This is a genomic window from Saccharopolyspora hordei (genome assembly GCF_013410345.1).
Lineage (GTDB): Bacteria > Actinomycetota > Actinomycetes > Mycobacteriales > Pseudonocardiaceae > Saccharopolyspora > Saccharopolyspora hordei.
In genome coordinates this window covers 3,141,822-3,156,145 of record NZ_JACCFJ010000001.1, presented here as the reverse complement: position 1 = coordinate 3,156,145, position 14,324 = coordinate 3,141,822, and the positions used below count along the sequence as shown (strand labels likewise).

General features: G+C 72.9%; 10 protein-coding genes. 1 reads left to right on the top strand and 9 read right to left on the bottom strand.

Going from position 1 to position 14,324, the window contains the following annotated elements; all coding sequences use genetic code 11:
* Positions 1–8 precede the first annotated feature (8 nt).
* From HNR68_RS14665 to HNR68_RS14650, 4 genes are read right to left on the bottom strand one after another with little or no spacing between them, the layout of a single operon-like run.
* Positions 9–1,589, bottom strand: a complete 1,581-nt coding sequence (locus HNR68_RS14665) for a dipeptide ABC transporter ATP-binding protein (RefSeq protein WP_179721345.1) — start codon at positions 1,587–1,589, stop codon at positions 9–11.
* A complete protein-coding gene (locus tag HNR68_RS26830; protein WP_179721343.1) occupies positions 1,586–2,413 on the bottom strand; it encodes an ABC transporter permease subunit in 828 nt (275 codons plus the stop codon). Before HNR68_RS26830 ends, HNR68_RS14665 begins: the two co-directional genes overlap by 4 nt.
* Entirely contained in the window at positions 2,410–3,345 is a 936-nt protein-coding gene (locus HNR68_RS14655) for an ABC transporter permease (protein ID WP_179721341.1), read from the bottom strand. Before HNR68_RS14655 ends, HNR68_RS26830 begins: the two co-directional genes overlap by 4 nt.
* Positions 3,345–4,985 (bottom strand): ABC transporter substrate-binding protein, encoded by a 1,641-nt coding sequence (locus HNR68_RS14650; RefSeq protein WP_179721339.1) that lies wholly within the window; start codon positions 4,983–4,985, stop codon positions 3,345–3,347. The genes HNR68_RS14655 and HNR68_RS14650 overlap by 1 nt, the downstream gene beginning before the upstream one ends.
* A gap of 586 nt (positions 4,986–5,571) precedes the next feature.
* On the opposite strand from HNR68_RS14650, the gene HNR68_RS14645 reads away from it, so the two are divergent.
* Positions 5,572–8,283: an ATP-binding protein gene (locus tag HNR68_RS14645; RefSeq protein ID WP_179721338.1), complete on the top strand. Its 2,712-nt coding sequence runs from the start codon at positions 5,572–5,574 to the stop codon at positions 8,281–8,283.
* A gap of 8 nt (positions 8,284–8,291) precedes the next feature.
* Here HNR68_RS14645 and HNR68_RS14640 read toward each other — a convergent pair whose 3' ends face one another.
* The 5 genes from HNR68_RS14640 to HNR68_RS14620 form a co-directional block, all read right to left on the bottom strand.
* The gene (locus HNR68_RS14640) at positions 8,292–8,696 is read right to left on the bottom strand and encodes a winged helix-turn-helix transcriptional regulator (RefSeq protein WP_179721336.1); all 405 of its coding nucleotides are present in this window, start codon (positions 8,694–8,696) and stop codon (positions 8,292–8,294) included.
* Between the two features lie 119 nt (positions 8,697–8,815).
* Positions 8,816–10,306, bottom strand: a complete 1,491-nt coding sequence (locus HNR68_RS14635; protein WP_179721334.1) for a sodium:solute symporter family protein — start codon at positions 10,304–10,306, stop codon at positions 8,816–8,818.
* Positions 10,307–10,400: 94 nt separating this feature from the next.
* Positions 10,401–11,657, bottom strand: a complete 1,257-nt coding sequence (locus tag HNR68_RS14630; protein WP_343050152.1) for a mannitol dehydrogenase family protein — start codon at positions 11,655–11,657, stop codon at positions 10,401–10,403.
* Entirely contained in the window at positions 11,654–13,117 is a 1,464-nt protein-coding gene (uxaC, locus tag HNR68_RS14625; RefSeq protein WP_179721332.1) for a glucuronate isomerase, read from the bottom strand. Before uxaC ends, HNR68_RS14630 begins: the two co-directional genes overlap by 4 nt.
* An 86-nt stretch (positions 13,118–13,203) precedes the next feature.
* Positions 13,204–14,199: a substrate-binding domain-containing protein gene (locus HNR68_RS14620; RefSeq protein ID WP_179721330.1), complete on the bottom strand. Its 996-nt coding sequence runs from the start codon at positions 14,197–14,199 to the stop codon at positions 13,204–13,206.
* Positions 14,200–14,324: the final 125 nt, after the last annotated feature.

Sequence of the window (14,324 nt, the reverse complement as noted above, 5' to 3'; positions counted from 1 at the left end):
ACACCCGATCACCTCGCCCCGTCGCCGTCGAGCGCGCCGAGGGACGGTGTCGCCTCGAGCAACCGGCGTGTGTACTCGTGCGCCGGGCTGGTGAGCACCTCGTCGGTGGCGCCCTGCTCGACGATCCGGCCACCGCGCATCACCAGGACTCGATCGCTGATCCGCCGGACCACGGCGAGGTCGTGGGTGATGAACACCATCGCCACCGCCGTCTCGGAGCGCAGCCGGTCCAGCAGGTCCAGCACCTGCTGCTGCACCGAGACGTCCAGCGCCGAAACGGGTTCGTCGCAGACCAGCACCCTGGGGCCCGGGGCGAGCGCCCGCGCGATGGCCACCCGCTGGCGCTGCCCGCCCGACAGGGTGTGCGGCCTGGCTCGCGCGAGACCGGGCTCGAGCCCCACCTGGTCGAGCAGCTGCCGGACCCGTTCGGCGCGGAAGGCCGGCTGCAGCCGCCGCAGCGGTTCACCGATGATCTGGGCGACGGTGTACCGGGGGTCGAAGGCGGAGAGCGGGTCCTGGTGCACCAGCTGGATCGCGCGGCGGCGCGGGCGACGAGCGCGCTCGGACAACCCCGACCAGGCCTGCCCGTCCAACGACACCGCGCCCGAGTCCGGCTCGACCAAGCCCATCGCGATGCGGGCCAGCGTGCTCTTGCCCGAGCCGGACTGGCCGACCACGCCGAGCACTTCACCTTCCCGCACGGAGAACGAGACGTCGTCCACCGCGCGGACCTCGCCGTGCCGGCCCCGGTAGGTCTTGACGAGGTCGCGGCCGCGCAGCACGGTCCGCGCGGTCTCGGCGACCTCCCTCGACGGGCGGTCGCGGATCCCGGTCACCGCATCCACCAAGCTCCGGGTCGTGGGGTGCGACGGGGCGCGCAGCAGCTCGCCGGGCGTCCCGCTGTCGACGAGCCGTCCGCCACTCATGACCAGCACCCGGTCGGCGAGCCGGGCCACCACGCCCATGTCGTGGCTGACCAGCAGCAGTCCGCGCCCTTCGCGGGTGACGTCGGCGAGCAGGCGCAGCACCTGGTCCTGCACCACCACGTCGAGGGCGGTGGTGGGCTCGTCCGCGATGAGCAACCGCGGTCGCCCGGCCAACGCGGAGGCGATGAGCGCGCGCTGCCGCAGGCCTCCGGAGAGCTGGTGCGGGTAGCGGTGGCGGTGCGCGTCCGGTTCGGGCACACCGACCCGGCCGAGCAGATCGACCACGCGCTCGTCCACCTCGGTGCCCCGCACCCCGCTGCGGCGCAGCGCTTCGGCGACCTCGGCGCCCACTGTCCGCAGTGGATCCAGCGACACCAGAGCGTCCTGCGACACCAGGGCGACCTGTCGGCCGCGCACCGCGCGCCACCGGTGCTCGGTGAAGGCGGTCGCGTCCTCCCCGACCACCTCCATCCGCCGCGCGGTCACCCGCGCCCCGCGGCCCGCCAGACCGAGCAGCGAGCGCACCGTGACGCTCTTGCCCGACCCCGACTCGCCGACCAGGGCCACGCACTCCCCCGGTCGCACCGACAGCGACACCCCGGACACCACGGGCGCGCCGCCGCCGAAGCCCACGGTCAGGTCTTCCACGTCCAGCAGGCTCATCGCAGCACCCTCACCTGGAGTCCCCGGCCGACCAACGTCACCACCACGACCAGCAGCACGATCGCCGCGCCGGGGGCCGCGGAGATCCACCACGCCATGTGCAGGAAGTCCTTGCCGTCGGCGACCATCGCGCCCCAGTCGGCCTCCGGTGGCCGCGGCCCCAAGCCCAGCAGGCTCAACCCCGAGGCGGTGACCAGCGCGGTGCCGGCGCCGATCGAGGCCAGCACGACGACCGGCCCGCTGACGTTCGGCAGCACGTGCCGCACCAGGTAGCGGTGCGGCGGTTCGCCGAGCATCCGCGCGGACTCGACGTACTCGGAGCGCAACACCACCAGGGCTTGCCCGCGGACCAGTCGCGCGTAGTTCGGGATCGCGGCGATCCCGATGGCGACCGCGGTGTTCACCACCCCGCCGCCGATCACGGCCACCACCAACAGCGCCAGCAGCAGTTCGGGGAAGGCCAGCAGCACGTCGACACCGCGCATGAGCACCGAGTCCACCCGCTCACCGGCGATGGCCGACAGCAGTCCGACCAGCGCCCCGCCCAGCACGCCGACGGCCGTGGCGAGCACCGCGATCGCCACCGACAACCGCGTGCCGTCGAGCAGCCGGGAGAGCACGTCACGGCCCAGCTGGTCGGTGCCGAGCCAGTGCGCGGCGCTCGGCGCCTGCAGCACGTTGCGCAGGTCGGTGCGTTCCGGTGGGTAAGGCGTGAACCAGTCGGGGAACAGCACGACGAGCACCACCAGCACCAGCACCAGCCCGGCCAGCACGCCCAGCACCGATGTCGTCCGGGAACCGCCGCGCGGTCGACTCGGGATCACCGCGGCGCACCTCCTCGCAGCCGTGGATCGATGACCGGGTGCAGCAGGTCCACCACGATGTTGATCACGACGAACGCCGCCGCCGCGAGGACCACCAGGGACAGCACCACCGGGATGTCGCGGGAGGACACCGCGTCCACCAGCACCCTCCCCAGCCCAGGACGGGCGAAGATGTTCTCCACCAGCACGGCGCCTCCGAACAGGCTCCCCAGCACGTAGCCGGACAGCGTGGTCACCGGCAGCAACGCGTGCCGCAGCGTGTGCCGCAGCAGCAGGGCGGCCTCGGAGATCCCCCGGGCTCGCGCGGTGAGCACGAACGGCTTGCCCTCGGTGGCCTCCAGCTCCTGCCGGATGACCTGTGCCAGCACGCCGGCGAGCGGCACGGCCAGCGCCAGGGTCGGCAGCACCAGCCCCTCGACGCCCTGCGCGCCGATCGCCGGGAACCACCCCAGGCCGAAGGAGAACACCGCGACCAGCACCATGCCCAGCCAGAACGGCGGCGTGGAGACCGCGACGAGCTCGGCGGTGGACGCCGCGGCCCGGCCGAACCGGCCGCGCCCGGCGGTCAGCACCGCGGCCAGCACCGCCAGCACGAGCGCGGTGCCCAGCGCCGACAGGGCGAGTTCGAGGGTCGGCCACACCTGTCCGGCCAGCAGCCGCGACACCGGCTGGCTCTGCTGGTAGGAGTGCCCGAGATCGCCGGTCAGCAGGTCACCCAGGTAGCGCAAGTACTGCACGTGGACCGGTTGGTCCAGGCCCGTCTCGGAGAGGATCTGCCGGCGCAGCTGCGGGGTGGCTGCGGTGCCCGGTCCCAGCACCGCGTCCACCGCGCTGCCCGGCACCAGCCGGATCGCGAGGAACGCCAGGGTCGCCGCCGCCCAGATGACGACCAGCCCGGCGAGGACCCGTCGCAGCACGAAACGAAGGACCATCAGTCGTCGCTCACCCACGTGTCGTAGAAGTTCGGCCAGGAGTGCACGTCGAAGGTCAGCCCGCCCACCCGGCGGCTCACCGCCGAGTCGCGCGGCGAGACGTAGATCGGCACGGCGTAGGCCTGCTCGACCACCCGCCGCTGGACCAGCCGCTGCAGCTCGGCGATGCGCCCCAGGTCGGTGGTCGCGTCGATCTCGTCGAGCCAGCGGTCCAGCACCGGGTCGTGCACCCGACCGCCGTTGGCCCCGCCGTCGGCGAACTGCTTCGCGCTGTGGAAGAGGTTGCGCAGCGCGCCGGAGTCACCGCCGCCCCAGGAGAAGGCGAACATCCCGTACTCACCGGTGCGGGTGCGCCGCATGCTCGCCGCGGAGTCCAGCGGCACGAGCACCAGCTCCACGCCGACCCGGCGCAGCTCGTCCTGCACCCCGATGTTCACCGTCTGGTTCTTGGCCGACACGAAGGACTGCACGTAGGGCATCTCCACGGACAGCCGCTTCCCGCCCCGGGTCCGGTAGCCCTGCGCGTCCCGGCCGGTGAACCCGGCCCTGTCCAGCAGCTTCCCCGCCAGCACCGGGTCGTGCGGCCAGCTCGACTCCAGGCTCGGGTCGTACCCCGGAGTCGCGGGTGTCAGCGGCGACCAGGCGCGCTCGTACTCGCCCAGGAACACACCGCGCGTGACCGCGTCGACGTCGATCGCCGCCTGCACCGCCCGACGCACCTCCAGCTCGTCGAACGGCGGGTGCTCGGTGTTCGGGAAGAAGGTGTAGGGCGAACCCGGTGACACCGAGCGAACCAGGTCCACGGTCTGGTGGGCGCGGACCGCGGGCAGCCGTTCCGCCGGGATCTGGTCGGCCACGTCCACCTGTCCGGACAGCACCGCACCGGTGCGCGAGGAGTCCTCGGTGACGATCTCGACGACCAGCTGGTCCAGGTACGCCGGCCCTTGGTGCGCGGCCGTCTCCGGCCCCCACCAGTAGTCCTCCCGCCGGCGGAACGTCGCACGCCGTCCCGCTTGGACGGCACTGAAGACGAACGGGCCGGTGCTGACCGTGAACGGTCCGCCGGAGGCGAGGTCGTCGGGGTGCTCGTGCACCGTGCGCGGCGAGTGGAAGCCGAGGAACGTGGTGCTCGCGGCGCTCAGGAACGACGAGTGGGGACGCTCGAAGTGCACCACCAGGGAGTGCGGTCCGAGCACTTCGGTGCCCGCGTAGGGCCCGAGCAGCCCAGCAGCGCGGCGGGACGCCGTTTCCGGGGCGACGATGCGGTCGAAGTTCAGCCGCACCGCCTCGGCGTCGAACGGGGTCCCGTCGCTGAACGTGACGTCGTCGCGCAGCTCGAAGGAGTACCGCAGCCCGTCCGGCGAAACCTGCCAGGACCGGGCCAGCCACGGCGCGAAGGTGCCGTCCTGCCGCTGCACCACGAGCGAGTCGAAGACACCGCGCAGGAGCAGCCCGGTCACGTCGGTCGAGGCGACGTGCGGGTCCCACCCCTCGCTCTCGACGCCGGTGGCGTAGGTCAGCGTGCCGCCGCCGCGCGGTGGTCCGCCCGCCGCGGGGGGAGCAGGCCTGGAACACGCCGACACCATCGCCGCGGACATCCCGAGCGCCGCCAGGCGCAGCACTGAACGCCGGTCGTGCATCGGCCTTCTTCCTCCGCTTCGGTGGGTCCTGCCGAACCCGGCCACCGGCGGCGCGTGGTGCTCGCTGGACGGCGGCCCCGGAACGGCCGCTCCAGTGTGGCCCGATCGGCCCGCACCCGACCCCCTTGTCCTTCCCCCTACTCCCCCCAGTCCGCGCCGCAGAACGGTAATTTCTCGTTCTGCGACAGCGACGACGGCACTGTCTTCATCGGAGACCAACGCGGGTACCGCCGAACAGCGGCGCGACGCCCCCGGAAGAACTCCCGCTGATTGCTCCGACTCACGCTGAACCGACGTGATCGACTTCCCAGAGAATGGAACGCACCGGAACGTGCGCGCTCAGGACACCTCGGACGAGTAGTTTGCGAGGGTGCGACTGGGGTGAGCACCGCCCAGCGAGGTGAGCGCGGAGACGAGCGGCGGGAGGAAGCGCGGCACGATGTCGACGAGGACGAGTCCCCCAGCACGCAGCGGACGAGGCGCACAACACCTCGGTCACAGCCGGTTCCGCTGACCAGCTCCGTGCGCCACGAACGCCTCCACGACGGCCCATCGGTTGATCCAGTCGACATCCTGGGGAGATTCCATGCGTTTCAACGTGCTCGGCCCGCTGGAGCTGCTGGTCGAGGGCGAACCGGTGCCGCTGGGCGGCCTCAGGCAACGATCCACGCTCGGCTACCTGTTGCTGAACGCGAACAAGGCGGTGGCCACGAGCCAGTTGCTGCGCGCGCTGTGGGGCGACCGCACCCCGCCGACCGCCCGGAAGATGCTGCAGAACGCGGTTTCCGGCCTGCGGACCACGCTGGCCGTGCACGGTACCGGTGATGCGGAAGTCCTCACCCACGCCCCCGGCTACCTGCTCCGGGTGGGCGAAGACTCGGTCGACCTCACCCGCTTCCACGCGATCGTCGAGGAAGGTCGGGCCGAACTCTCCTCCGGTTCCTGGGATTCGGCCGCGCGGACGCTGCGCCGAGCCCTCGAGCTGTGGCGGGGACCAGCACTGGCCGACCTGGTCGAGACCGGGATCGACTGGCCGGAGCTGACCGCGCTGCAGAACGCGCGGCTGGCCGCCCTGGAGGACGACGTCGAGGCCGAGCTGGCTGCCGGGCGACACCACGAGGTGGTGCGCGAGCTGGAGACCGCGGTCGAGACCGAGCCCCCGCGCGAGAAGTTGTGCGGGCAACTGATGCTCGCGCTGTACCGGTGCGGTCGCCAGGCCGACGCGTTGAGCGTCTACCGCCGGACCCGCACCAGGCTGATCAGCGAGTTCGGCCTGGACCCGGGACAGCACCTGCAACAGCTGGAACGCGCGATCCTCAACCAGGACCCGAGCCTCAACCGGAGCGCGGCCGACCCCGTGCGCGGTGCACCGCACGTCCCCCGCCCGCGCGAGGAGGTCAGCGCGCTCCCCGCCCGCCACGGCACCGAACGCGGTCCGGCCGCACCACCGGTCACCGAGCGCAAGTGGGTCAGCGCGCTGCTGGTGCAGACCGAGCCCGCCCGCACCGCGGACGGCGGGCCCGACCCGGAAGACGTCGACCAGTTGTTCCGGCAGCTCACCACCGTCCTCCGCGAGGAGGTGAGCCGGTTCGGCGGCACCCTGCACAGCACGTTCGGGGCGGTGTGGTTCGCCGCGTTCGGGGCCCGCCGCACCTACGAGGACGACGCGGAGCGCGCCATCCGCGCCGGTTTCGCGATCCGCCGCCGCCTGGAGGCGCAACCGGGCGTCGCCCCGCGGGTGGCGGTGGCGACCGGGGAAGCGCTGGTGACCAACCCGCCGGAGGGCGGTCAGGCGGAAGTCTCCGGTGACGTGCTGGACTCCTGCATGCGGTTGCTGGCAACGGTGCGCCCCGGGGAGATGCGGGTCTGCGAGACCACCCGGCTGGCCAGCCGCGGCGCGGTCACCTACGACGAGTCGGGCCCGTCCGCCGGCGACGTCATCGCGGTGCGCCCGGAGCACGAGGCGGCCACGGTCAGCTTGCCGTTCGTCGCCAGGGAACGGGAGCTCGCCGTGCTGGACCGGCTGCTGCACGACGTGCGGGAGCGCCGGTCACCGCAGCTGGTCACGCTGCTCGGTGAGCCGGGCATCGGCAAGACCCGGTTGCTCAACGAGTTCCGCACGAGCGCTGAGGCGTCCGGTCGAGCGCGCTGCCTCGTCGGTCGCACGCCGCGGTTCGGCTGGAACGCGCCGCTGACCGCGCTGGCGGACGTCGTCAAGGCCTCCTGCGGCATCTCGTCCACCGACAGCACCGCGATCGCGATGCGGAAGCTGACGCGGTGCGTGGAGGACCTCGTCGACGACGAGGAGACCGCCGCGTGGTTGCTGACCTACCTGCGTCCGCTCGCCGGTCTGCAGGACGATTCGCGGGGACCGGACGCGGTCGGCGAGGCCTTCGAGGCGTGGCGCCGCTTCCTCGAGGAGCTGGCCGCGCGCGAGCCGCTGGTCATCGTGCTGGAGGACCTGCAGTCGGCCGACGAGAGGTTGGTGAACTTCGTCGCCGACCTCGACGAACGGCTCGGTCCGGTGCCGCTGCTCGTGGTCGCGACCGCCCGTCCGGAGCTGCTGCACCGGCGCCCGTCCTGGGGCTGCGGGAAGCGGGACGTCACGACGCTCACGGTGGGGCCGCTGTCGCGGGACGAGACCTGGCGGTTGCTGGAGACCTTGCTCGCCCGGCACGGACTGTGCCAGCGGATCGCCGACGGGGTACCGCACCTCGACGAGAGCCGCTTCCGGCACGAGCTGATCGACCGGGTGGGCGGGAACCCGCTGTTCGCCGTCGAGCACGTGCGGATGCTGCGCAACGAGCTCCTCCCCGGCCGCGAACTGGCGATCCCGTCGTTGACGGTCTCGGGTGCCGCCCCGTCCCCGAGCGCGTCCGCGGACTGCCAGGTCCGGCTGCCGCAGGCGGTGTACAACATCATCGCCGCGCGCTTGGACACCCTGTCGCGCGCGGAGAAGAGCGTGCTGCAGGACGCGGCGGTGTTCGACCGGGTCGTGTGGGCCGAACCCATCGCCGCCATCAGCGGACTCGGCCGCGGTGAGACCGCCGACCAGCTGAACTACCTGGAGCGGCGCGGGTTCCTGGTGCGCACCCGGCAGCGTTCCCGCAACCGCGAGGTGAAGTTCGAGTTCCGCCACAGCCTGGTCCGCGAGGTCGCATACTCCCAGCTGCCCCGCTCCGACCGCGCCGACAAGCACCAGCGCTGCGCTGCCTGGCTGGAGACGGCGGGCGTCGAGACCGCTCTGGTGGAGCACCACCGCCACCGCAGCGAGCTGGCTTCCCGCGCCAACGGGTGACCGGGGCGCTAGCCGGCCTTCGGCTCGGCGGTGGCGTTCGTGCCGTCGTAGGCCCGGCGTGCCGCCTCGATGGCCCCCTCGTGCCGCTGCGCCCAGTCGGTGAGCGCGGTCAGCGCCTCGCACAGCTCCACGCCGATGTCGGTGAGGCGGTACTCGACCTTCGGCGGGACGGTCGGGTGCACGGTCCGGGCGAGCAACCCGTCCCGCTCGAGGTTGCGCAGCGTCAGCGTGAGCATCCGCCGGCTGATCCCGGGCACCGCCCGCTCCAGCTCGGTGTACCGGATGCGGCCGTGCGACGCGGCGAGCAGCACCCCGATGCTCCACTTGCCGCTCACCCGCTCGACGACCTCGCTCAGCCGGCACGCGTGGTCGTCGGATCGCTGGACCCGGGCCCTGCTGCTGTCCGCGGTCATGGCCTGCACCCTCCGGTCTGCCGCGAGCTCTCCCACCTCAGCCTAGAGAGTAGTTCGCCCGACGGCTCGCGCAGTGGTGCAGGCCACCCGCACCCGGACGTCCGGGACGACCGGGGCGGTCAGGCTCGTGCCGGTTCCGCCGGTCCCTCGTCGTGGGCCAGCTCCTCGGTGATCTCCGCGGCGGCTGGTGGGGCGTCCCGGCGCACTGCGCCGACGGCCACGAACAGGACCAGCGAGACGAGGACCGGGGTGACCACGGTGATCGCGTCGTCGAGCTGCCACACGTACTTCGCCAGGGCGTAGGAGACCAGGCCGCCGCCCCACGAGACCAGCGCCGCGGTCGGGCCGACGTGGCGGAACGGGCGCAGCATGCCGAGCATCATCGGGATGGAGATCGGGCCGATCAGCGCGCCGACCCAGGTCACGATGATCGCCAGCACCCCGCCGAGGTTCTCCGCGTTGATCGCGATGAGCACGCTCAACAGCACGAACAGCACGGTGAGGTACCGGCCGGTGCGCAGCGCCTGCGCATCGGTGAAGCTCCGGGCGCGCTGCCAGACGTTGGGCAGCACGTCGCGCGTCATGACCGCGGAGATGGCGTTGGCGTCCGAGGCGGCCATCGCCATCGTGTGCGAGAACACCCCGACCAGCACCAGGCCGAGCAGCCCGGCGGGCAGGAACTGCAGCGCCATCTGCGCGTAGACGTCCTCGGACTCCGTCACCTCGACCAGCAGCGGTGCGGCGAACATCGGCAGCATGAGCACGATCGGCCAGAGCAGGTAGAGACCGCTGGACAGCAGCGCGGTGCGCCGCGCCTGCGCGGCGCTCGGCGTGGCGAGGTAGCGCTGCGCCAGGTTCCACATGCCGCCGTTGTACTCGAAGGTCTTGACGACGATGTAGACGAGGACGAAGTACGCCGGGTAGTCGCTCGTCGTCGGGTCGGTGTGCCCGGCGGGCAGCGCGCCCCAGAAGGTCGCGTAGTCCAAGCCCTGCGCGGACAGCGCGGCACCGACGGCGACGAGCATGGCGATCGCGGCGAGCCCCTGGATGACGAACTGCCCGAGCTCGGTGAGCGCGTCCGCCCACAGCCCGCCGGCGGTGCAGTACAGCAGCGTCACGCCCGCGGTGATGATCACACCCCACACCATCGGGATGCCGACGAACTCGTCGAGCAGCAGCGCCACCGCCGACCACTTCGCAGCCACGTCGAAGATCTTCAGCAGCGATCCGCTCCACGCCAGCACCTGTTGCGTGGGCACGTTGAACCGGGCCGCCAGGTACTCCAGCGGGGAGGCGATGTGGTAGCGGGCGCGCAGCCGGTTCCACTTCGGCGCGAACAGGAACGCGCCGATGCCGGTGGCGACCGCCAGCGGGAACATGAACACCACGTAGGAGACGATCCCCTGGTCGTAGGCGACCCCGGCGTAGGCCACGAAGACCACCGCGCTGTACCCGGACATGTGGTGCGAGACGCCCGCCAGCCACCACGGCATCTTGCCGCCCGCGGTGAAGTAGTCGGCGGCGCCGGCGACCTGGCGGTGCGCCCACACGCCGATGACGACCATGACGACGAAGTAGCCTGCTATGACCACCCAGTCCAACAGGTGCATACCGGATCTTCCTCCCCTGGGCCGGCGGGGACGGGGCTCCGCCGGCGCTCACTTCGTTGTGCGGGAGCGGCGTTCGGGTGGAACGTCGCGGGCCTCAGGTGCGGTGCAGCTCCGCCTCGACCGCCGAGACGAGCTCGTCGTCCGCCCCGACCTCCTCGTCGAGGGCGAGCAGCGCGCGCCGCACCGAACCGGCCGACTCGACCAGCTCCGCGGCGCGCGGATCCCGCACCTCGCCCCCACGCAGGTGGAGCAGCCAGGCGGCGAGCCCGGTGACGACCGCGCCGGGCAGCCGTCCCGCGGCCCGCTCGGCGCGCAGGACCGGCAGCCACCGCGCGGGGATCTTCTGCGAGCCGTCGGTGGCGATCTGCCGCAGCTGGTGCCGGATCCCCGGGGCGGCGAAGCGGTCCCGGAGCCGTCGGCAGTACTCGGCGACCTCCGCCGGGTCGAGCGCGATGTGCCGCGCGGCGGTGTCCCACCACTGCTGCACCGTGCCGGCGAGGGCGTCGTCGTCCACGGCCTCGCGGATGGTGGTGTGCCCCCGGGCCAGTCCCGCGTAGGCCAGCAGGGAGTGCGCGCCGTTGAGGAACCACAGCTTGCGCTGCTGGTAGACGCCGACGTCGGGCACGAACCGCGCTCCGCGCCGCTCCCACGCCGGGCGCCCGGCCGGGAAGTCGCCGGCGAGGAGCCACTCGGTGAACGGCTCGGTGCGCACGGGGGCTTCGTCGCGCAGCCCGGTCGCGCGCAGCGCGGCCGCCACGTCCTCGTCGGTGGGGGCCGGGGTGATCCGGTCGACAACGGTGCTGACGACGCTGACCTGCTCCTCGACCCACGCGGCGAACCGGCGGTCGTCCCGGGTCGCGCTGCGCAGGACCGAACGCAGCACCGCACCGTTGTCCGGCACGTTGTCGCAGGGCACCACGGTGATCGGCGCGCCACCGCTGCGGTGGCGCGCCCGCAGCCCCGCCACGACGCGCTGCACGGCCGAGTCCTGGCCCGGCTCGGGCACGGCGTAGGCCGCCTCGGTGACGGTCAGCGTGAGCACCGCGACGTCGGGCGAGGCCAGGTCGGCCAGCCAGCTCTCCCGGTCGGCGCCCGCGTGGGCGCGGCTGAGCGAGCCGACCACCTCGGCCTCCTCCCCCGCCACCAGCAGGGTGTAGACGCCCTGCTGCTCGGTGAGCGCGCGCGGCAGCTCGGTGTTGCGGAAGGTGTAGGCGGCGATCCCCCACTCCGGGTCGCCCGCGGTGTACCAGGCCTGGTGCGAGCGGTGGAAGCCGCCCAGTCCCAAGTGGACAGCGCGGACCGGCGCTGCGGGGCCGAGACCGGCCGCCGTCCGGTGGATCCTGCCCGTCACAGCCGGAACGCCTTCCGCGGGAGGCTGTCGTTGAGGTCGCGCAGCACCTGCGCCGCGTCCTCCTCGCTGAGCACGTGCTCGGCGACCAGACCGGCCAGGTGGCCGGCGTCGACCCGCCGGGCGGTGTCGTGGCGGGCCGGGATGGAGCAGAACCCCCGCGTGTCGTCGATGAAGCCGGAGGTGCGGTGGAAGCCGGCGGTCTCGGTGACCGCGTCCCGGAACCGGCGCATCGCCCGCGGTGCGTCGAGGAACCACCACGGGGCGCCCAGGTACATCGCGGGGTAGAAACCGGCCAGCGGCGCCAGTTCTCGCGAGAACGTGGTCTCGTCGAGGGTGAACACCACGGCCTGGAAGCGCGGGTGGGTGCCGAACCGCTCCAGCATCGGCCGCAGCGCGCGGGTGAACTCGGTGCTCGTCGGGATGTCGTGGCCGGTGTCGGGTCCGTAGCGGGCGAAGGTGGGCGTGTGGTGGTTGCGGCAGCTGCCGGTGTGCAGCGCCATCACCAACCCGTCCTCGGCGGCCATGCGGGCGTTCTCGCCCAGCAGCTGCCGGGACAGCAGCCGCGCCCCCTCGGGGGCGGCTTCGCCCTTGCGGACCGCGTCGAACAGCCGCGCCGCGTCGGCTTCCGGGAGGAACGCCATCTCCGGGTCCGGCGCGCTGTGGTCGGTCGCCGTGGCCCCGTTCTCGCGGAAGAAGTCGCGCCGGGCCTCCAGCGCCCGCACCAGGCCCTGGTAGCTGCCGGTGTCGATGCCGCTGGCCTCCGCGAGGCGGTCCAGGGCCGCGGGCCAGTCGCTGCTGGTCGCGTCCAGGTAGCGGTCCGGGCGGAAGGTGGGGATGACCCGCCCGGACCAGCTCGGGTCGGCGGCCAGCGCGCGGTGGTGGCGCAGGTCGTCGGCCGGGTCGTCGGTGGTGGCCAGCACCTCGAGGTTGAACGACTCGTACAGGGCGCGGGGGCGCATGCCCGGCTCGGCGAGCTTCGCGACCAGTTCGTCGTAGAGCGCGTCGGCCGTTGCCGCGGACGGTTGGACGCGCACCCCGAGCACGTCGTGCAGCTCGGACTCGATCCACTGCCGCGACGCGGTGCCGAGGAAGTGGTGCCAGTGCGAGCAGAACGCGCGCCACACCTCGCGCGGCGGGGCGACCGGGGCGCCGTCGCGGTCGGGCAGGCCGAGTTCGTGGAGCGGCACGCCGTGCGCGTGCAGCAGCCGGGTCACGTAGTGGTCCGGGGTGACCAGCAGCGCCGCGGGATCGGGGAACGGGTCGTCCGCCGCGAGCGTGGCCGGGTCCACGTGGCCGTGCGGGCTCAGCAGCGGGAGGTCCCGCACGCTCTCGTAGAGCCGGCGCGCGATCGCCCGCTGCGCCGGGTCGCTCGGCAGCAAGCGGTCCGGGTGCGGGCTCAGCGGCGCGGGGCTGGCGTTCGGGGCGTCCGCCGGTGCGGTTGACGTCGTACCACCGTCCATGTGCGGCAGCATCATCGTTGCCCACGCCCGCTGGCAACGAGTTGCCATCAGTTGCCTTCGCGGGTCCGGCGAACGGCGGCGCGCGGTCACGCGGCCGGCGCCGGCCCCACCGATCCCCGGACCACCATGTGCGAGTCGAACACGCGCGAGCCCGGCCCGTCGCCCTGGCCGGAGAGCCGCGCGTGCAGGATGTCGACGGCGTAGGCGCCGAGCTTGTCCGCCGGGCCCGCGATCGTGGTGAGCCCGGGGCTGGTGAGGTCGGCACCGAAGATGTCGTCGCAGCCGACGAGGCTGAGGTCGTCGGGCACGCGCACCCCCATCGTCTGCAGCCGTTGCAGCGCGCCGATGGTGATGAGGTCGTTGTAGCCGATCGCGGCCGTGACGTCGTTGAGCATGAGCGCGTCCGCCGCTTCCTGACCGCTCTGCCGGTTCGGCGCGAACGGCCCGAGGAACGACACGTGCAGCCCCAGCGTCGCGGCCTCACCGCTCACCGCCTGCCAGCGCTGGCCGTTGATCCAGGAGTTCCGCGGGCCGGACAGGTACGCGATGCGGCGGTGCCCGAGCACCGCCAGGTGCCGGACGGCCTTGCGCATCCCGGCAGCGGTGTCGACCACCAGGCACGGCACGCCGTCGATCTGGCGGTTGACCATCACCAGCGGGCGGTGCGCGGCGAGCTGCCGGACGGCGTCGTCGGAGAGCCGGGAGGTGGCCAGGATGCCGCCGCTGGTGGTGGCCAGCAGTTGCCGCAGGTTGCTGGCCTCCACCTGCGCCGACTCGTCGCTGTCGGTCAGCGCCAGGGTGTAGTTCCGCTCGATCGCCCGGGCCTGCGCCGCCTTGATCACGGTGACGTAGTACGGGTTGGAGATGTCGGAGACCACCAGGGTCAGCGTCCGGATCCGCCCCGGCGCTTCCGCCCGCGCCAACGGCCGCGGCTCGTACCCGATCTCGCGGGCCGCCGCCTGGACCCGTTCCCGGGTGGCGGCGCTGACCCGGGCGGGGTTGCTGAAGGCGCGTGACACCGTGGACGCGGCCACGCCGCAGTGGCGCGCCACGTCGTAGATCGTCGGCCGGACGTGTTCCACGGGTCCTCCTCGTACCACGGTGCCACCGGGGGAACAACAAATGGCAACCAGTTGCCGTCAGGGTCACAGCTTCCTAGGTTCGAGCCCGTCGGCGGCCCCCGGCTCCGCGCGCCGGTCCGCTCGAC